Origin of the sequence: Pseudonocardia lacus, assembly GCF_018531445.1 — a bacterium.
Taxonomy (GTDB): Bacteria; Actinomycetota; Actinomycetes; order Mycobacteriales; family Pseudonocardiaceae; genus Pseudonocardia; species Pseudonocardia lacus.
In genome coordinates this window covers 1-18,282 of record NZ_JAHDTH010000032.1, presented here as the reverse complement: position 1 = coordinate 18,282, position 18,282 = coordinate 1, and the positions used below count along the sequence as shown (strand labels likewise).

Below are 18,282 nucleotides of genomic sequence, written 5' to 3'. Positions count from 1 at the left end.
TCTCGTGGATGCGCCGGTGGGGAGGCGCCGGATCGCGGCGCCTCCCCGCCCGGACGGGCCGAGTGTCAGCTGATGCCGAGCTCGGTGCAGACGGCCTGCAGGTCGCCCACGCAGACCTCGGAGGCCTTGACGGCGCCCGCGTCGATGACCGTCTTGACGCTGTCCTTGGTGATCGACTGCGGGGTCAGCAGCACCGAGGGCACGTCGCGGTTGCCGGTCGGGTCCTTCTCGGTGTCGGTCGCGATCGCGTCGGCAGCGGCCTTGTCGCCCTTGGCCAGCGCGGCGGCCAGCTTGGCGGTGGCCTCGGCCTCCTCGTTGATCGGCTTGAAGACCGTCATGTACTGGTCGCCGCGCAGGATGGCCTGCAGGCCGTCCGGGGTGGCGTCCTGGCCGGTCACCGGGACCTTGCCGTTGAGGCCGTACTTCTGCAGCACGGTGATGATCGCGCCGGCGAGGCCGTCGTTCGCGGCGACGACGCCGTCGACCGCACCGCCGTTGCCGGTCAGGATCTGCTCGAAGGTGGTGCCGCCGATCTGGTTGTCCCACTTCTCGATCGGCTGGGACTGGACCAGCTTCAGCGCGCCCGAGTCGTACAGCGGCTTCAGGATCTCCTGCTGGCCGTTGTAGAACAGGGTGGCGTTGTTGTCGGTCGGCGCGCCCTCGATCTCGATCACCTGCGCCCCCGGCGTGCTGGCCAGGGCCTCCTTGAGGCCCTCGCCCTGCAGGTTGCCGACCCGGGTGTTGTCGAACGAGACGTAGTAGTCGCTGGAGCCGCCGAGGTTGAGGCGGTCGTAGTCGATGACCGGCACGCCCTGCGCCTTGGCCTTCTCCGCGACCGCAGCGCCCGACTCGCTGCTGATCGAGGCGATGACCAGCACCTTGACGCCGCTGGAGAGCATGCCGTCGGCCAGGGTGGCGAACTTCTGCTCGTCGCCCTGGGCGTTCTGGATGTCCGCGTCCAGGCCCTCGGCCGCCATGGCCTCGGTCAGCAGCGGCTTGTCGAAGCCCTCCCAGCGGGCCGAGCTGTCGGTCTCCGGGAGGATGACGCCGACCTTGGCCGCGCCCTCGGCGGGCGCCGCGGCGCCTCCGCTCTCGGCCGGGGCCGAGGGGGTCGCGGCGTTCTGGCCGCAGGCGGCGAGGGTGAGAGCGAGCCCCAGCCCGGCGGCCGCGATCGCTGTTCTCCTGATGCGCATGGTTGTCCTTCCACAGCGTCGGGGATCAGGGGGTAAATGTTGTGGGCGACAACGTATGTCGCCGACCCGCGTGGCGCCAAGCACACTGAATCGTTCAAGTCGTAGCGAAATCGTCACATTTGCGTCACGCGGCCCTGGTTTGTTGCGGATGGCACCGTAAGTAGCCGGCCACCGGACCCACCGCGACCCGCCCGGTGGCTACGCCGACCGAGGGTTCACCCCGAGCGCCCATCGCTCACTCGAACGCCACGTCGGTCGTCACACCACGTCAGCGTCCGAGTGGTCACTGTGCGTGCCGAGAAGGGGTCAATCGGCCGGCGGCGGGCTGTCCCCGTCCCTCGACCGGACCGCGACGGCCACCACCACCGCCAGGATGCCGGCCCCCTCCAGCAGGCTCGGCACCTGGGTCAACGCGAGCAGACCCACCACCGTCGCGGTGGCCGGGAGCAGCGCCAGGAGCACCGCGAACCGGGCCTGCCCGACGCGGCGCAGCACCAGCTGGTCGAGCACGTAGGGCACCACGCTGGACAGCACGCCCACCCCGACGCCCAGCACGAGCACCATCGGATCGACCAGCGGTGCCACCCCGCCGAGGAACACGAGCGGTGACAGCAGCACCGCGGCGACCGCGAACCCGACGGCCATGTCGTCCAGTCCGTTGCCGGCGGTGGCCACCCGTTTGCCCAGGAGGATGTAGGCCGCCCACATGGTGGCGGCGGCGAGCGCCCAGATGACCCCTGCCGGTTGCCCCGACCAGCGCACATCGGCGATCAGCAGCACGCCGACCGCGGCCAGCACGACCGCCCCGACATCACGGAACCGGCGCGAGGCCACGGCGGCCACCGCCACCGGGCCGCAGAACTCGATCGCCACCGCGGTGCCCAGCGGCAGCCGGGCGATCGCCTCGTAGAACGCCACGTTCATCAGCGCGGTGGCCAGGCCGAACGCCGAGGCCCGCAGCAGCCGCCTGCCGCGCCACGACTCCCCCGACGGCCGCCGCCACGCCAGCAGCACCACCGCCGCACCCAGCACGCGCAGCACGGCCACCGCCGCCGGCGGCAGCCGGTCGAACAGGCCCACCGCGAGCGCCGCGCCCACGTACATCGAGACCGCGCCGACGACGAACAGGGCCGGGGCCGGGGCCCGCGCCACCAATGCTGTCGTCACGACTCCACACGGTAGTCACCGCTCGGACGTTGTTTACACGAGTCGGCTTGCGGCCACTCCATCGTGCACCGCATGATTCACATGTCGTCAACTGAATCAGCAAGCCCCCGAGGCAACCGGCAGCCACCGTGCTGCGAACGGCCAACTCGGTCGACGTGACCGTTCTCGCCACCCCGGCGGGAACATGTGCAGGGGTTCTGAACGTCTGGGAGAGTGGGACGTACCGCGTGAGCGGTCGTCACAGTGAGCGGCTCCGGGCCCAGCCCGGAGCCGAGACGGAGGGAGACCGCTATGCAGCCTGGAACCCTGACCCGACCCGAGTTGACCGCTGCAGACCGCTGTGACCGGTGCGGAGCGGCCGCGAAGGTCCGGGCGGTTCTGCCGTCCGGTGGGGAGCTGCTGTTCTGCGGACACCACGCCAAGGCTCACGGGGACAAGCTCCGCGAGCTGCGCGTCGAGATGCAGTCCGGCGGTTGACCGGGCGCCGGACCTCGATCCGGCGCCGTGTGACGTGACGGAGGGCGGGGGCCCACGGGCTCCCGCCCTTCGTCGTACCCGGGTCCGCCGGCCCGTCAGCGCCAGCTGCGCAGGGTGGCGATCCGCTCCTCGAGCTGCTCGATGCTGGCCATCGCCGTGGGCGGCCCGCCGCAGGCCTTGCGCAGCTCGTTGTGGATCACGCCGTGCGGCTTGCGGGTGCGGTGGTTGTGCAGCGCGACGAGCGTGTTGAGCTCCTTGCGCAGCTGGGTGAGCTGCTCGCGCACCGAGAGCCGGCCGCGCTCCGGGCGCGGCGGGGGCGGCGGCGCCGCCGGGGCGGGAGCCGCCTTGGAGCGGGTCATCCACTCCTTCTGCCGCTGGTTGAGCAGCGTGCGCACCTGCTCGGGCTCGAGCAGGCCGGGCAGGCCCAGGTAGTCCTCCTCGTCGGCGGAGAACGACGTGCCCTCGTAGATGAGCTGGTCGAGCTCGGCCTCGGCGCCCAGCGCGGTGAACGACTTGTCGTCCTCGCCGGGCTCGTCCTGCTGGCGCTGCGCGGCGGCCAGCAGCTCGTCGTCCCACTTCTCCTCGCCGCGGTGCGGCGCGCCCAGCACGTGGTCGCGCTGGGCCTCCAACTCGCTGGCCAGCCCGAGCAGGACCGGGACGCTCGGCACGAACACCGATGCCGTCTCCCCCGGGCGCCGCGAGCGGACGAACCGGCCCACGGCCTGGGCGAAGAACAGCGGGGTCGAGGCGCTGGTCGCGTACACGCCGACGGCGAGGCGGGGCACGTCGACGCCCTCGGACACCATCCGGACGGCCACCATCCAGCGCTCGTCGGACTCGGCGAACCGGGCGATGCGGGCGGAGGCGCCCTTCTCGTCGGACAGCACGACCGCCGGCATCGTGCCGGTGATGCCGGCCAGGATGCCCGCGTAGGCGCGGGCGGTGGTCTGGTCGGTGGCGATCACCAGGCCGCCGGCGTCCGGCATGCCGTTGCGGTGGCTGGTCAGCCTGCGGTCGGCCGCGGCCAGCACCGCCGGCACCCACTCCCCGCCCGGGTCGAGCGCCGTGCGCCAGGCCCGCGCCGTCTGCTCCGCGGTGAGCGGCTCGCCGAGCCGGGCGGTGATCTCCTCGCCGGCGCTGGTCCGCCAGCTCGACGTGGCCGTGTAGGCCAGGAAGACCACCGGCCGGACCACGCCGTCGGCCAGCGCCTCGGCGTAGCCGTAGGAGTGGTCGGCGCGGCTGCGCAGCGCCCCCTCGGCGTCGGGCAGGTAGTCGACGAACGGGATGGGGTTGTCGTCGCTGCGGAAGGGCGTCCCGGTCAGGGTCAGCCGCCGGGTGGCGCCGTCGAAGGCCTCCTTGACCCCGTCGCCCCAGGAGCGCGCGTCGCCCGCGTGGTGGATCTCGTCGAGGATGACCAGCGTCCTGCGGTTCTCGGTGCGCGCGCGGTGCAGCAGCGGGTGGGCGGCCACGCCGGCGTAGGTGATCGCGATGCCGGTGTAGTCCGACGAGGTGCCGCCCGCGGTGTTGCGGAACTCCGGGTCGATCGCGATGCCGACCTGGGCCGCGGCCTGCGACCACTGGTGCTTGAGGTGCTCGGTCGGGGTGACCACGGTGATGGCCTCGATCGTCCGGTCGGCCAGCAGCTCGGCGGCGACGCGCAGCGCGAAGGTCGTCTTCCCCGCGCCGGGGGTGGCGACGGCCAGGAAGTCGCGCGGCGCGGCGGCCAGGTAGCGGGCGAGCGCGCTGCGCTGCCAGGCGCGCAGCGGACGTGCGGAGGGAGCGATCTGCGGGGCCTGGGACACACGACTCCCTGAGTCTCGACTGCTCGGGAGCGCGTCGCGCGGCCGGGTCCGTCGGGGCGGACCTCGGGCGACACCACCCCGGGTGGCCGCCCCAGCGTAACGGGACCGCATCGACGCACCCCGGCAGACCCACCGCGGCACGTCCGGCGGAACCGGTTGGTCCATGCTGGGCAGGCGATGATCTCCGACGACGCTGCCGCACGGCTCGCGCACCGGCCGGGCGCGCTGCGCCGGGTCGCCGGGCGGGCGCTGGGCCGGGCCTGGGACAAGGACGTCTTCTCGCACTCCGCGCAGGCCGCCTTCTGGCAGGCGCTGTCGCTGCCGCCGCTGCTGCTGGCCCTGCTGGGCGCGCTCGGCTTCGTCGGCGACTGGTTCGGCCCGCAGACGACCGAGGCGGTGCGCGGGGCAATCGTCGGCTTCTCCGCCAGCGTGTTCACCCCGGAGGTCGTCGACGAGATCATCGTCCCGACCACCGACAGCATCCTGACCATCGGGCGCGCCGACATCGTCTCCGTCGGGTTCGTCGTCGCGCTGTGGGCGGGCTCGTCCGCGGTGGCCTCGATCGTCGACTCGGTGACCGACGCGCACGGCCAGAAGCTGGTGCGCCACCCGGTCTGGCAGCGGATCTTCTCCCTGCTGCTCTACCTGGTGGCGCTGGTGGTGGCGGTGCTCACCCTGCCGGTGATCGCGCTGGGCCCCGAGCTGCTGCCCGGGGTGCTGCCCGATCCGTGGCGCCCGACGGCGGTCGACCTCCTGGACCGGCTCTACTTCCCGGCGTCCGGGCTGCTCGTCGTGATCGTGCTCACCACGCTGTACCGGCTCGCGCTGCCGCACACGCTGCCCTGGAGACGGCTGCTGCCCGGCGCGCTGGTCGCGATGGTGGTCTTCATCGCCACGACGACCGGGCTGCGGATCTACATCGCGGTGCTGCTGAGCACCGGGTACACCTACGGCGCGCTGGCCACCCCGATCGCGTTCCTGCTCTTCGGGTTCCTGCTCGGGCTGTCGATCGTGTTCGGCGCGCACCTGAACAACGCCATCGACGAGGAGTGGCCGGCGCGGCCGACGTGTCGACGACGCAGGTCCGAACGGGTGCGCTCGATGCACCGGATCGCCACCGTCCGGGCCGCCGCCGCCCACGACCGGCGCACCGACCGCCCCGACGCCGAGCCCGCGCCCTTGCCGCCGGACCTCGCGACCGTCCATGCTGACGAGGCAGGCGCGACCGGTCGGCGGCCGGCGACGCCCACCTCATCGCCCGGAGTCGGCGGCGCGGCCCCCCACCGCGCGGCGAGCGACCCCACGGGCGGGCCGGTCCGGTCGCGGCCGACCGCGGCGGACACCGGATCGGAGGACGGCGGATGACGGAGCAGCCCGACCCGGCCGCGCTGGCCGGGCTCGACGCGCTGGCCGACGCCCCGCCCCTCGCCGGAGGCCCGCCGGCCGAGCCCCCGCCCGACGCGCCGCCCACCGGCACCGTGCTGCGCCTGGTCACCGGACTGGCCGGCCGTCCACTGGCCGTGGGCCGGCGAACCGCCGCGCTGGCCGGGCAGCTGCTGCGGGTCGGTCTGGGCACCGCCGACCCCGAACCCGACCTCCCCGGCAACCCCGCCCTGAGCCGGCTGGTGCAGGCGCACCGGGCCGGGCGGGCCACCGCGGCCGGGCTGATCGACGACGCCGGGCTCGACCAGGCCGACCGCGACCGCCTCGACGCCGTCCTCACCGCCGTGGACGACCTCGTGGAGGCCGTCGTGCCGGGGCGGCGGGCGTCCGCCCCGCCACCACGCAACGCGCGTCCGGCACCGGTGGTCGGCGAGGAGATCGCCGCGACGCCCGGGGCGGTCGTGCTGCGCACCCCGCTGTTCGAGCTCATCCAGTACCTGCCCCGCACCGAGACCGTGCGGCAGGTGCCGGTGCTGCTGGTGCCCTCCCTGGTCAACCGCCACTACCTGACCGACCTCGCGCCGGGCCGCAGCCTCGTCGAGCACCTGGTGGCCGGCGGGCAGCAGGTGTTCGCGCTGTCCTGGTGGAACCCCCGCGCCGAGCACGCCGACCGCGGCCTCGACGCGTACGCGCGGGCCGTGCTGGACGCCATGGACGCCTGCGAGCGGGTCACCCGGACGTCCGCGGTGTCGCTGGTGGCCACCGGCTCGGGCGGCACGATCACCGCGGCGCTGCTCGCGCACCTGGTCGCGGCCGGCGCCACCGACCGGGCGGCCACCCTCACCCTGCTGCTGCCCGCACTCGGACGAGCCCGCCCCGCTCCCCCGCCACCGATCGCCGACCCCTCGGCCGAACTGCTGTTCTGGGCCGCCGACACCACCCGGGTGCCCGCCGCGCTGCACGACGACCTCACCGACATCGCCGCCCGCGACGCCCTCGCCCACGCCGGGGCCGTCCGGGTCCTGGGCACCCCCATCGACCTGTCCAAGGTCGACACCGACGCCTACGTCGTCGCCGGCGAGGACGGGCCGTGGCCGAGCGCGTACCGCAGCGCCCGTCTGCTGGCCGGCGACACCCGCTTCACGCTCGCCTCCGGCGGCCCGGTCGAGGCCCTGATCGCCCCACCCGGCTCCGACCGCACCTTCCGCGCGGCCCCCGCCACCCCCGCCGACCCCGACACCTGGCACACCACCGCCATCCCCCTGCCCGGTTCCTGGTGGACCGACCACCTCCGCTGGCTCGACCAGCGCAGCGGAGCCCGGGTGGACGCGCCGCCGGAGTTGGGTGGGCGGGGGTTGCACGCGGTGGCGCCTACGCCGGGGGATTACGTTCTGTCGCGATGACGCTCGTTGTTTGAGGGGCTCCGGCGGCTTGAGCGCCGTCGGCGCTTTCGAGGGGCCTCCGGCGGGCTGTTGAGGGACCTCCGGCGGCTCCTGCGCGGAGGGCGACCTCGGATCAAGCAGGGGCTACCGGGGGTGAAATGGCCGCTCCGCGGCCGAGCGGGACGGAGCGGGACGGACGGGGGCGTCCTCGCAGCGCGGGGTGAGGTGTCCTCGCAGCGCCAGCTGGGTGTCGCAGCCTTGGCTGAGTCGTCGCAGCCCGCCGGCGGGCTGCGAGCACACCGCCGGATCTGCGAGGACCCCGAAGACATGATCGACTCGACCTCGGATGGCGACCACGCACCACGCACCCCCATTGGCGTCTTCGCTCTCGAACCGGGCCCCGGGCCGAACGGGAAGCCCGGCCCTCAAATGCGCCGAAGGCGCCGAGCCCTGCCCACCCGACCACTCACCACGCTAGAATCGAACACATGTTCGACAGCGAACCCGGTCGGCCCCCGTGACGGCGGGCCTCTCCCGCCAGGGCATCGTCGACACCGCGCTCGCCCTCGTCGACCACCACGGTCTCGCGGGCCTCTCGATGCGGCGGTTGGGACGCGAGCTCGGGGTGGATCCGATGGCCATCTACCGGCACCTGCCCGACAAGGCGGCCCTGCTCGACGGCATCGTCGACGCGCTGCACGCCGAGATGGATCTCGACAGCCCGGCCGGGGCGGCGTCGTGGCGCCAGGAGTTGGCCACGTACGCGTGCCGGGTGCGCACGGTGCTGCACCGCCACCCGCGGGCGGTGGGGGTGTTCGTCACCCGGGCGGGCACGGTGGCCAGCGGCAACGAGCGGCTCACCGGTCGGCTCTCGGTGGCGGGGTTCGACCCGCACACCGGGGTGTCGATGATCGGGTGTGTGCGCAGCCTCACCGTCGGCCTGGTGGTCGCGGAGGTCGTCGCCGCGGCCGGGGGCGGCCGCGCCGCCGCCGACGCCGAGGAGCGGTTCCGGTTCGGGCTCACCGCCCTGCTGGACGGCTTCGAGCGGGCCGGGGGTCAGGCGGCGCTGGCCCGGCCGTCGCCCGCGTCGTCCTCGGCGCCGCGGACGCGGCCGACGGCCAGCCGGTAGGACGAGTTGCCCCGGTCGCTCATCGTCGTCAGCTCGACCAGCTCCACGCCGGCGGCGATGAACGCGTTGCGCAGCTCGTGCTCGTAGGTGACGCGCCCGAAGTGGATGGTGGTCAGCCGGTGCAGCATCGGCTTGACCCGTTCCCGCACCACCGAGCGGCGGTGGTGGAAGGTCTGGGTGCTGAACAGCCGCCCCTGCGGGGTCAGCAGCCCGGCCGTGTGCGAGATGGCGGCCACCGGGTCGGGCAGCAGCATGAGGCTCGCGCTGAAGTAGACCGCGTCGTAGGGGCCGTCGTCGTGGTCGTAGACCGAGGCCAGCACGGGTTCGACGCGCCCGGCCAGCCCGGCTCTGGCCATCTCGCCGCGGCAGCGGTCGAGGTAGTCGGCGTCGATGTCGAGGCCGACGATCTCCAGGTCCTTGGCCCGCACGATCTCCGCGCAGCGGGCGAGGGCGGCACCGGTGCCGATCCCCACGTCCAGCACGCGCGCCCCGTCGGGGAGCCTGGTCAGGACCTCGCGGTACCAGCTCGTGGTCAGGCCCGACACCAGCCGGTTGTAGATCCAGCCCCGCATCGTCGCCGTCCAGCGGCTGTCAGCGCTGGTCGTGTCATTGCGCACAGTGACGAGTTTCCCCCGAGAAGGCGTGCTCAACCAGACGATCGCTCAGCTGTCGTCCCCTGGCCGCAGCGACTCGTAGATCTTCTTGCAGTCCGGGCAGACGGGTGAGCCCGGCTTCGGGGAACGGGTGACCGGGAAAGTCTCCCCGCACAGCGCCGTGACCATGTTGCCCAGCACAGCGCTCTCCGCGATCTTGTTCTTGCGGACGTAGTGGAACATCTTGGGGGTGTCGTCGCCGGTGGTGTCGGTGCCCTCGGGGCGGGTGTCGACATCGGGCAGCACCTGGGTGGCCATTCGCCCATGATGCCGCATGCGACCGTGGCGGGGCAGCCACCGCTCGGACCGCCCGCCGGTAATGTCGATGATGGACAGGACGGCCCCGACGGGAGGCAGTGGTGAGTGGTTCCCCCGGGCCGGGCCCCGTGCGCGTGTCCGCGGAGGTCGCCGAGGCGCTGGCCGGCGGCGTCGGCGTCGTCGCGCTGGAGAGCACGCTGCTCGCCCACGGCCTTCCCGCGCCGGGCAACCGCGACGCCGCCGACGAGCTGGAGAAGGCCGTCCGCGCGCAGGGCGCCGTGCCCGCCACGGTCGCCGTCCTCGACGGCGTGCCGCGGGTCGGGCTGTCGGCCGGCGAGCTCGACCGGGTCTGCTCCGGCGAGCTGCGCAAGCTCTCCGTCCGCGACCTGGGCCCGGCCGTCGGGCTCGGCGGCGACGGCGCCACCACGGTGGCCGCCACGGCCGCGCTGGCCCGGCTGGCCGGGGTGGAGGTGTTCGCCACCGGTGGGCTCGGCGGCGTGCACCGCGGTGCCCGCGACAGCTGGGACGTCTCGGCCGATCTCGGCGCGCTGGCCCGCACGCCGGTGCTGGTGGTCTGCTCCGGGGTGAAGTCGATCCTGGACGTGGCGGCCACCCTGGAGGTGCTGGAGACCGAGTCGGTCCCGGTGCTGGGCTACCGCACCGACGCCTTCCCCGGGTTCTACCGGCGCGACTCCGGCCACCCGGTGCCCTGGCGGGTGGACGAGCCCGCCCAGGCCGCGGCGGCCTGGCGGGCGCACCGGGAGCTGGGCGCCCCGGCCGGTGCCGTGCTCGCCCAGCCGGTGCCGGCCGACGACGAGCTCGACGCCGACCTGCACGACCGCCTGCTCGCCGAGGGCCTCGCCCTGCTGGCCGAGCGCGGGATCACCGGCAAGGACGTCACCCCGGCCCTGCTGGCGCACTTCCACGCCGGCAGCGGCGGGGCGAGCCTGCGCGCCAACCTGGCCCTGGTGCGGGCCAACGCCGAGCTCGCCGCCCGCGTGGCCGTGGCCGCGGTCGGCTGAGCGTGCCCCGCGCACCCCGGGTCGTCGTGGTCGGCGACGTGGCGCTCGACGTGCGGGTCACGCCGGGGCGCCCCGCGGTGCCGGGCGCGGACGTGCCGGCGGCGATCCGGACCGGCGCGGGCGGGGCGGGCGCGAACACCGCGGCCTGGCTGGCGCACCTGGGCGCCGAGGTGACGATGGTCGGGCGGGTGGGCGACGACCCGGCCGGCCGCGCGGCAGCGCGCGACCTCGCCGACGCAGGGGTCCGCCCGGTGCTCGCCGTCGACGGCGACGCCCCGACGTGCACCGTCGTCGTCCTGCTCGGCGACGGCGAGCGCACGATGCTCTCCGACCGGGGCGCCGCCGCCCGGCTGCACCCCGACGACATCCCCGACCTGGACGGCGTCGACCACCTGCACCTGTCGGGCTACGTGCTGCTCGACGAGTCGTCGCGGGCGGCGGGCCGGGTGGCGCTGGCGGCCGCGGCGGCGCGCGGGCTGAGCCGCTCGGTCGACCCGCAGGCCGCGCCCGGGTTGACCGGGCGGTTCCGGGAGTGGGTGCGCGGGGTCGACCTGCTGCTGCCCAACGCCGACGAACTGGCCGCGCTGGGCCCCGACCCGCTGGTGCCCGGGGTGGGCGCGGTGGCCGCGACGCGCGGTGCGGCCGGGGCGATCTGGGAGGACGGCGACGGGACGTGGGCGGTGCCGGCCCCGCGGGCGACGGTGGTCGACCCGACCGGCGCCGGCGACGCGTTCGACGCGGGCCTGCTGGTGGCCTGGCTGGGCGGGGCCGGGCCGGTGGAGGCGCTGCGGGCCGGGTGCGCCGCGGGCTCGGCCGCCGTCACCGTCCCGGGTGCCCGCCCGAGCCCGTCGAGAACGAACCTGTGGTGATCAACAAGCCCTGTTGATCACGACAACCTCGTTCTCGACGGTCAGCCGTCGATGACCGGGTGCTCCTTGGGCTCGATGGCGCGCCGGTCGGCCTGGTACCGGTTGACCTTCTCGACCTTGCGCGGCAGCCGGTCGTTGGCGATCAGCACCGCCATCCAGGGCAGCGGGATGGACAGCACCAGCAGCGACACCGCCAGCCAGGGGATCTGGTAGAAGACCGCGGCCAGCACCATCAGCGGGATCCGCAGCCCCATCATGATCTTGTAGCGCTGCTTGCGGACCTTCAGGGATTCCTCGTAGGACAGCTCCGCGTCGGTGATCAGCACCGGTTCGGCGGCACGCTGCTGGGGGTCTGACATGGTGCTCCTCGCTGGCACCCGGTGGGGCGCTGTCGTCGGCGGCATGCACCGCGATGGTCCGCGACCTGTGTCGGGCCACCCGACCGCCTCGACCATCGTCCCACCGGCGCCGACCGGTCGCCTGCGAACCCCGCCGCGGGCGGCGTGGCCTGCGTCACGCCCCGGACGGGTGGTCGTCCGGTCAGTCCGGTTCGCCGTTCCCGGCGGCGTGCGCGTGCAGCGAGACGTCCCCGACGACCACCTCGGAGACGACGTCGAGCAGGCGCCCGGTCAGCTCCCCGGTGACCCGGTAGCGCACCAACCGGCCCTGCCGGTGGGCGCTGACCATGCCGTGGGCGCGCAACAGCCGCAGCGCGTGCGAGACGGCGCTGTCGCTCATCCCGACCGCGAGCGCCAGGTCGGAGACGCACAGGTCGCCCGCGTGGCGCAGGGCGAGCACGATGCTCAGCCGCTTGGCGTCGCCGAGCGCGTCGAGCAGGCCCGCCGTGCGGTCGATCCCGGTCGCGTCGGCGAGCACCGCCGTCGCGTCGCACACCTGGTCGGGGTCGATGACGCGCGCTCCGCGCAACGCCGGGGGCACCTGGTGCACCCCGTCGACCCTAGTGGCCCACCAGCGCTCAGGACTTCGGCGCCTTCGCCGCCGCCTTGGCGGCCTGCTTCGTCTCGCGGACCTTCGCCAGCGACTCCGGGTCGACGACGTCGGCGACGGAGCGGAAGCAGCCCTCCTCGCCGTACGCGCCCGCCGCCTCGCGCCAGCCCGGCGGGGTCACCCCCCGCTGCTTGCCCAGCAGCGCCGTGAAGATCTGCGCCTTCTGCATGCCGTAGCCGGGCAGGGCGACCAGCCGCGAGCGCAGGGTGAGGCCGTCGGGGACGTCGGCCCACAGCCGGGAGATGTCGCCGTCGTAGCGCTCGACCACCGCCGCGCACAGCGCCTGCACCCGCTCGGCCATCATCTTGGGGAAGCGGTGCAGGGCCCGCGGCTTCGCGAAGATCGCCACCAGGGCCTGCGGGTCGTACCCGGCGATCTCGGCGGCGTCGAGCCGGTCGCGGCCGAGCCGGTCGGCCAGCTCGGCAGGCGCCCAGAAGGCGTGCTCCATCGGCACCCGCTGGTCGAGCAGCATCCCGATCAGCAGGGCCAGCGGGTCGCGGTCGAGCAGCGCGTCGGCGTCGGCGTTCTGGCTCAGGCGGAGCGGCACGGCGAGCAGGTTAGCGCCCCCGACGAGCGGACGGCGGCCGCTCCGGGAGGATCGGGGGGTGGATCCGCAGTTCTCCCCCGCCGTCGCCGACGCCCTGCGCACCGCGCTGACCAAGGCCGCCTACTCCACCGACGGGGTGCGTGCGCTGCTCGGCGGCTCCGCGCACGCCGCGCTGGGCCGCGGCGAGGTCGAGCCGGCGTTCCGCACCACCCGCGACGCGGGCGAGCTCGGCGTCCTCGTCCGGCTCCTGCTGCTGGGTTCCGTCGAGCCCGACGCGGCGGTGCGCGCGGCGCTGGCCCCGCTGGACCCGGCCGACGCCGCGGCCGCCGGGCTGCTGCGCAGAGCTGATCGTGGCGACGGCGACGGCTGGGTCGCGGTGCTCGACCTGCGCCCCTACGGCGACGAGGACCGCGACTGGTGGGTGCTGTCCGACCTCGACCGCCGCCGCCAGGAGCGCGACCACGTGACCGGCGTCGGCGCCGCGTCGCTCACCCTCGCCGCGGCCACCGCCCGCCGCCCCGCCGGCACCCTGCTCGACCTCGGTACCGGCTGCGGGGTGCAGGCGCTGCACGCCACCCGGCACGTCGACTCGGTCACCGCGACCGACGTCGCGCCGCGGGCGCTGGCCATGGCCCGGGCCACGTTCGCGCTCAACGAGCTCGACGTCGAACTGCTGGAGGGCCCGTGGCTCGAGCCGGTGGCCGGGCGGCGGTTCGACCGCATCGTCTCCAACCCGCCGTTCGTGCCCGGGCCGCCGCGCGTCGACTTCGTCTACCGCGACTCCGGCATGGGCGGCGACGACGCGCTGGCCATGCTGGTCCGCGCGCTGCCCGACCACCTCGCCCCGGGCGGGGTCGCCCAACTGCTGGGCTCGTGGCTGCACGTGCGCGGCGAGGACTGGCCCGACCGGCTGCGCTCCTGGCTGCCCGACGGCGTCGACGCCTGGATCGTGCAGCGCGAGGTCGCCGACCCGGCCCTGCACGTGGGCACCTGGCAGCGCGACGGCGGGCTGGACACCGCCTCCCCGCAGGCGCGCGCGCAGGCCGGGGAGTGGTTGGACTGGATGGAGCGCGAGCGGGTGGAGGCCGTCGGCTTCGGCCACCTGGTGCTGCGGCGCACCGACGGGCCGCCCACCGTCGTGTTCGAGGACCTGCACGGCGAGTTCGAGGACCCGCTCGGCCCCGAGGTCGAGGGCTGGCTCGACCGCATCGACTGGCTGCGCGCCCACGCCACCGACGAGGCACTGCTGTCCGCCCGGCTCGTCCTGGCGCCGTCGGTGGTGCTGGAGCGGTTCGCCGAGCCGGGCGACGACGGGTGGAGCGAGGTCGGCGCCGCGGTGACGCGCATGGACGGGCCGCGCTGGCGCCACGAGGTCGACGAGCCCGCCGCCGCGCTGCTGGCCGGCTGCCGGGGCGCGCTGGCCCTCGACGAGCTCGTCGAGCTGCTGTCGTTCGCCCACGACCGGCCGGCCGACGAGCTGGTCGCGGCGACGCTGCCGGCCGTGCGCGAGTTCGTCCGGCACGGGCTGCTGCGCCCGGCCGGGCCGTGAGGGCGGTCGCCGCCCGCGTGCGGCGCGCCGCGGTGCGCGTGGCCGACGAGGTCGTCGGGGAGATCACCGGCCCCGGGCTGCTGGTGCTGCTGGGCGTGCACCGCGACGACGGCGCCGGTGCGGCCGACGCGATGGCCCGCAAGCTGCACGAGCTGCGGATCCTGTCCGACGAGCGCTCCTGCGCCGAGACCGGCGCCCCGCTGCTGGTGGTCAGCCAGTTCACGCTCTACGGCGACACGCGCAAGGGCAGGCGGCCGTCGTGGTCGGCGGCGGCCCGCCCGGAGCACGCGCAGCCCCTCGTGGAGGCCGTCGTGGCGCGGCTGCGTGATCGCGGGGCCACGGTGGCGACCGGGGTGTTCGGGGCGAGCATGGCCGTCGAATCGGTCAACGACGGCCCGTTCACCGTCCTGGTCGAGACCTGACCGCGCTTCCCCGGCTGTTCGGACGGGCGACCGCCGCGGGGGATTCAGTCGTCGCCGACGAAGCTGCGGTACACGCCGATCAACGCGGTGCGCTGCTCGGGGGTGAGCCGCGGGTCGGCCCGGATGGCGTCCTCGGTGCCGATCGGGGCGGGCTGCGCCGCGGGCGCGTCCTTCTCCGCCCCGGTCGCCCAGCCGGCCTGGCCCAGCAGCTGCTCGGTGGACAGCTGCAGCGCCTCGGCGATGGACTGCAGCACCTTCAGCGACGGCTGGTGCAGCCCTCGCTCCACCTGCGAGAGGTAGGCGTTGGAGACGCTGGTCATGGCGGCCATCTCACGCAGCGACAGGCGGGCGAGCTGGCGCTGGGCGCGGATGAACTCGCCCAGCGGGTTCGACCACGCCGACCGCGACCGGGCCCCGTCACCGTCCGAACTCATGTCCCCATCATGCCGGGGACCACGATGGACGGAACTCCTGCCGGTCGGGCCCGCGGGGGCTCGGTCCGACCGGCGTAGGCCCGCGGGCGCGATGCGTCACACCGCGGGCGGTTGCCGTGTGGCGGCGGTGAAGCCGGGTATCTACACCACGTCGACGCTGAAAGACCGCTGAGAGTGGTCGAGGGCACATCGCCGTGTTGGGAACGTTACGGCGCGGCGGCGCGTTGGACGCACTGAGAACCCCGGCAGAGGCACACCACGCCCGCCCGGGGTCGCGCAGGGGAGGAACTCACGCACATGACGACGTCACTCACCGCAGCGCGGGGAGACCGTACGACGGTGTCGACGGTCCCGGCACAGCGTACCGATCGCACCAGGGCGCTCGCCACCGAGGAGTCGATCGAGGAGACCACGCAGGAGTCGGGGCGCCCGGAGCTGTCCGCGGAGGACCTCGACGCCCAGAGCCCGGCGGCCGACCTGGTCCGCGTCTACCTGAACGGCATCGGCAAGACCGCGCTGCTCACCGCGGCGCAGGAGGTCGACCTGGCCCGCCGCATCGAGGCCGGGGTGTTCGCCCAGCACGTCCTGGACACGGCCGCCGCCGAGGGCCGCCCGCTCGACAAGCAGTACGCCGCGGACCTGCGCCACGTCGTCCGCGACGGCACCCGCGCCCGCAACCACCTGCTGGAGGCCAACCTCCGGCTCGTCGTGTCGCTGGCCAAGCGCTACACCGGTCGCGGCATGCCCCTGCTCGACCTGATCCAGGAGGGCAACCTGGGTCTGATCCGCGCGGTGGAGAAGTTCGACTACGCCAAGGGCTTCAAGTTCTCCACCTACGCCACGTGGTGGATCCGCCAGGCCATCACCCGTGGCATGGCCGACCAGGCCCGCACGATCCGGCTGCCCGTGCACCTCGTCGAGCAGGTCAACAAGCTCGCCCGCATCCGCCGCGACCTGCACCAGCGCCTCGGCCGCGACGCGACCCACGAGGAGCTGGCCGCGGAGTCCGGCATCGCGGAGAACAAGATCGCCGATCTGCTCGACCACGCGCGCGACCCGGTGAGCCTGGACATGCCGGTCGGGTCCGACGAGGAGGCGCCCCTGGGCGACTTCATCGAGGACGGCGAGTCGGCCGACGCGGAGACCACGGTCATCTCCCACCTCCTGCACGACGACCTCCGCCGGGTGCTGGCCACCCTGGAGGACCGCGAGCAGAACGTGATCCGCATGCGCTACGGCCTCGACGACGGCCAGCCGCGCACGCTGGACCAGATCGGGCGCCGCTTCGGGCTCTCCCGCGAGCGCGTCCGCCAGATCGAGCGCGAGGTCATGGCCAAGCTGCGCCTCGGCGAGCGGGCCGACCGGCTGCGCGCCTACGCCAGCTGACCACCGTCAGCTGATCCACGCATCCGCAGATCTGTGGGGATCGTCGCCTCGGCGACGGTCCCCACCGGCGTTTCGGCAACTAGTGTCTGCACCATGACGGGTAGCGCGCCGCCCGGACCGGTCTCGCCCGCGGTGATGCGGGAGGTCCTGGGGCACTTCGTGTCGGGGATCGTGGTCGTCACCGCGATGAGCGACGACGGGCCCGCGGGCTTCACCTGCCAGTCCTTCGCCTCGCTCTCCCTCGACCCACCGCTGGTCAGCCTCTCCCCCGCCCGGACGTCGACCACGTGGCCGCGGATCCGCACGGCCAGCGGCTTCTGCGTCAACGTCCTGGCCGCCGACCACCAGGAGCTCAGCGCGGGCTTCGCCCGCTCCGGGGTGGACAAGTTCGCCGGCGTGGCGTGGCGTCCGGCCCCGTCGGGCGCGCCGATCCTGGAGGGCGTGAGCGCCTGGATCGACTGCACCCTGTGGAACGAGTACGACGGCGGCGACCACACGATCGTCGTGGGCCGGGTGCACGACCTGGGCGCCGACGCCGAGCGCCCGCCCCTGCTCTACTACCGCGGCGCATACGGCGTCACCGGCCGCCCCCCGACCTGACCTCCGCCCCCGCGCCCCGGTTCAGGAAAGCCACGATGCTGTACCCACAGGGCAGCATCGTGGCTTTCCTGAACTCCGGGACGGGGTGATCAGCCGGCCGCGGCCGCCCGGACGGCGGCGGCGCTGTCGGCGGTGAGGGCGCCGACGGCGGCCAGCGCCGCCGCGCCGGCGTCCAGCTCGCGCACCACCTGCTTGGTCGCGGCGACCAGCGGCGGCACCACGCTCAGCTCCCGCACGCCCAGCCCCACCAGCAGCCGGGCGGCCAGCGGGTCGCCGGCCGCCTCCCCGCACACCGCCACCAGCGCCCGGCCCTGCGCGGCCCGGCACACCACCTCGACCAGGCGCAGGACGCCGGGGTCGAGCGGGTCGGCCAGCGCGGCCACGGCCGGGTTGCCGCGCTCGGCGGCCATCGCGTACTGGGTGAGGTCGTTGGTGCCGATGCTGAGGAAGTCGACGTGCGGCACGAACGCCGCGGCCTTGAGCGCCGTGGCCGGCACCTCGACCATGATGCCGATCTGCAGGCCGGCCGGCGCACCGCGGCCCTCCTCGGCGATCACCGCGTCCAGCTCCCGCCGGGTGGCCAGCAGCTCGTCGAGCGCGGCGACCATCGGCAGCATCAGGCTGACCGGCGTCTCGTGGGCCACCCGGACCGCGGCGCGCAGCTGGTCGCGCAGCAGCGCGGGGTGCGGTCCGGCGAGCCGGATGCCGCGCACCCCGAGGAACGGGTTGGCCTCGGGCGGCAGCGGCAGGTAGGGCAGCGGCTTGTCGCCGCCCACGTCCAGGGTGCGCAGCGTGATCCGCCGCCCGCCCATCGCCTCGGCGACCCCGCGGTAGGCGGCCACCTGCTCGTCGACGTCCGGGGCGCTGTCGCGGTCGAGGAACAGGAACTCGGTGCGCACCAGGCCGGCCAGGTCGGCGCCGACGGCGGCCGCGGCGTCGGCCGGGGAGCCGACGTTCGCCCCGACCAGCACGTGCACGCCGTCGCGGGTCCGCGCGGGCTC

At 74.6% G+C, this 18,282-nt stretch carries 20 protein-coding genes; 10 read left to right on the top strand and 10 right to left on the bottom strand.

Going from position 1 to position 18,282, the window contains the following annotated elements; all coding sequences use genetic code 11:
• Window positions 1-65: 65 nt before the first annotated feature.
• Window positions 66-1,193 carry a sugar ABC transporter substrate-binding protein gene (locus KIK08_RS09655; RefSeq protein WP_214402698.1) on the bottom strand — a complete coding sequence of 376 codons (1,128 nt, stop codon included), beginning with the start codon at window positions 1,191-1,193 and terminating at the stop codon, window positions 66-68.
• A gap of 306 nt (window positions 1,194-1,499) precedes the next feature.
• Window positions 1,500-2,297 carry an EamA family transporter gene (locus KIK08_RS09650; protein WP_214402728.1) on the bottom strand — a complete coding sequence of 266 codons (798 nt, stop codon included), beginning with the start codon at window positions 2,295-2,297 and terminating at the stop codon, window positions 1,500-1,502.
• Window positions 2,298-2,651: 354 nt separating this feature from the next.
• On the opposite strand from KIK08_RS09650, the gene KIK08_RS39735 reads away from it, so the two are divergent.
• Window positions 2,652-2,837, top strand: coding sequence for a DUF7455 domain-containing protein (locus KIK08_RS39735; RefSeq protein ID WP_250556658.1), 186 nt, complete (start codon window positions 2,652-2,654; stop codon window positions 2,835-2,837).
• Window positions 2,838-2,932: 95 nt separating this feature from the next.
• Here KIK08_RS39735 and KIK08_RS09645 read toward each other — a convergent pair whose 3' ends face one another.
• Window positions 2,933-4,639: a DEAD/DEAH box helicase gene (locus KIK08_RS09645; protein WP_308257526.1), complete on the bottom strand. Its 1,707-nt coding sequence runs from the start codon at window positions 4,637-4,639 to the stop codon at window positions 2,933-2,935.
• A 177-nt stretch (window positions 4,640-4,816) separates the two neighbouring features.
• Here KIK08_RS09645 and KIK08_RS09640 point away from each other — a divergent pair, with 177 nt between their 5' ends.
• From KIK08_RS09640 to KIK08_RS09630, 3 genes are all read left to right on the top strand, one after another.
• Window positions 4,817-6,004, top strand: a complete 1,188-nt coding sequence (locus KIK08_RS09640) for a YihY/virulence factor BrkB family protein (protein WP_214402696.1) — start codon at window positions 4,817-4,819, stop codon at window positions 6,002-6,004.
• Window positions 6,001-7,425, top strand: coding sequence for a hypothetical protein (locus tag KIK08_RS41330; RefSeq protein ID WP_214402695.1), 1,425 nt, complete (start codon window positions 6,001-6,003; stop codon window positions 7,423-7,425). Before KIK08_RS09640 ends, KIK08_RS41330 begins: the two co-directional genes overlap by 4 nt.
• A 496-nt stretch (window positions 7,426-7,921) precedes the next feature.
• Entirely contained in the window at window positions 7,922-8,533 is a 612-nt protein-coding gene (locus KIK08_RS09630; protein WP_214402694.1) for a TetR/AcrR family transcriptional regulator, read from the top strand.
• Here the strand turns inward: KIK08_RS09630 and KIK08_RS09625 are convergent.
• Both KIK08_RS09625 and KIK08_RS09620 read right to left on the bottom strand, forming a co-directional pair.
• On the bottom strand, window positions 8,461-9,150 hold the full coding sequence (locus KIK08_RS09625; protein WP_214402693.1) for a class I SAM-dependent methyltransferase: 690 nt from the start codon (window positions 9,148-9,150) through the stop codon (window positions 8,461-8,463). The two genes, KIK08_RS09630 and KIK08_RS09625, sit on opposite strands and share 73 nt — an antisense overlap.
• Window positions 9,151-9,195: 45 nt before the next feature.
• Window positions 9,196-9,444 carry a DUF3039 domain-containing protein gene (locus KIK08_RS09620; protein WP_214402692.1) on the bottom strand — a complete coding sequence of 83 codons (249 nt, stop codon included), beginning with the start codon at window positions 9,442-9,444 and terminating at the stop codon, window positions 9,196-9,198.
• Window positions 9,445-9,545: 101 nt separating this feature from the next.
• Here KIK08_RS09620 and KIK08_RS09615 point away from each other — a divergent pair, with 101 nt between their 5' ends.
• Both KIK08_RS09615 and KIK08_RS09610 read left to right on the top strand, forming a co-directional pair.
• Window positions 9,546-10,466: a pseudouridine-5'-phosphate glycosidase gene (locus tag KIK08_RS09615; protein ID WP_214402691.1), complete on the top strand. Its 921-nt coding sequence runs from the start codon at window positions 9,546-9,548 to the stop codon at window positions 10,464-10,466.
• Between the two features lie 2 nt (window positions 10,467-10,468).
• Window positions 10,469-11,335, top strand: a complete 867-nt coding sequence (locus KIK08_RS09610; protein ID WP_214402690.1) for a carbohydrate kinase family protein — start codon at window positions 10,469-10,471, stop codon at window positions 11,333-11,335.
• Window positions 11,336-11,376: 41 nt separating this feature from the next.
• On the opposite strand, the gene KIK08_RS09605 is transcribed toward KIK08_RS09610, so the two are convergent.
• The 3 genes from KIK08_RS09605 to KIK08_RS09595 all read right to left on the bottom strand — a co-directional run bounded on the left by KIK08_RS09605 (window position 11,377) and on the right by KIK08_RS09595 (window position 12,890).
• On the bottom strand, window positions 11,377-11,694 hold the full coding sequence (locus tag KIK08_RS09605; protein ID WP_214402689.1) for a DUF3099 domain-containing protein: 318 nt from the start codon (window positions 11,692-11,694) through the stop codon (window positions 11,377-11,379).
• Between the two features lie 181 nt (window positions 11,695-11,875).
• Window positions 11,876-12,283 carry an ArsR/SmtB family transcription factor gene (locus KIK08_RS09600; protein WP_214402688.1) on the bottom strand — a complete coding sequence of 136 codons (408 nt, stop codon included), beginning with the start codon at window positions 12,281-12,283 and terminating at the stop codon, window positions 11,876-11,878.
• A gap of 28 nt (window positions 12,284-12,311) precedes the next feature.
• Window positions 12,312-12,890 carry an HhH-GPD-type base excision DNA repair protein gene (locus KIK08_RS09595; protein ID WP_214402687.1) on the bottom strand — a complete coding sequence of 193 codons (579 nt, stop codon included), beginning with the start codon at window positions 12,888-12,890 and terminating at the stop codon, window positions 12,312-12,314.
• 58 nt (window positions 12,891-12,948) lie between these two features.
• Here KIK08_RS09595 and KIK08_RS09590 point away from each other — a divergent pair, with 58 nt between their 5' ends.
• Window positions 12,949-14,439 (top strand): DUF7782 domain-containing protein, encoded by a 1,491-nt coding sequence (locus KIK08_RS09590; RefSeq protein WP_214402686.1) that lies wholly within the window; start codon window positions 12,949-12,951, stop codon window positions 14,437-14,439.
• Window positions 14,436-14,861, top strand: a complete 426-nt coding sequence (gene dtd / locus KIK08_RS09585) for a D-aminoacyl-tRNA deacylase (RefSeq protein WP_214402685.1) — start codon at window positions 14,436-14,438, stop codon at window positions 14,859-14,861. The genes KIK08_RS09590 and dtd overlap by 4 nt, the downstream gene beginning before the upstream one ends.
• A gap of 44 nt (window positions 14,862-14,905) precedes the next feature.
• Here dtd and KIK08_RS09580 read toward each other — a convergent pair whose 3' ends face one another.
• Window positions 14,906-15,295 (bottom strand): helix-turn-helix domain-containing protein, encoded by a 390-nt coding sequence (locus KIK08_RS09580; RefSeq protein ID WP_214402684.1) that lies wholly within the window; start codon window positions 15,293-15,295, stop codon window positions 14,906-14,908.
• A gap of 297 nt (window positions 15,296-15,592) precedes the next feature.
• Between KIK08_RS09580 and KIK08_RS09575 the strand changes: the two genes are divergently transcribed.
• Together KIK08_RS09575 and KIK08_RS09570 are read left to right on the top strand one after the other, a co-directional pair.
• Window positions 15,593-16,681: a sigma-70 family RNA polymerase sigma factor gene (locus KIK08_RS09575; protein ID WP_250556657.1), complete on the top strand. Its 1,089-nt coding sequence runs from the start codon at window positions 15,593-15,595 to the stop codon at window positions 16,679-16,681.
• 93 nt (window positions 16,682-16,774) lie between these two features.
• Window positions 16,775-17,281, top strand: a complete 507-nt coding sequence (locus KIK08_RS09570; protein ID WP_214402683.1) for a flavin reductase family protein — start codon at window positions 16,775-16,777, stop codon at window positions 17,279-17,281.
• Between the two features lie 89 nt (window positions 17,282-17,370).
• On the opposite strand, the gene KIK08_RS09565 is transcribed toward KIK08_RS09570, so the two are convergent.
• Window positions 17,371-18,282 (bottom strand): putative PEP-binding protein (locus KIK08_RS09565; RefSeq protein ID WP_305849576.1); only part of this gene is annotated, 912 nt, incomplete at its 5' end.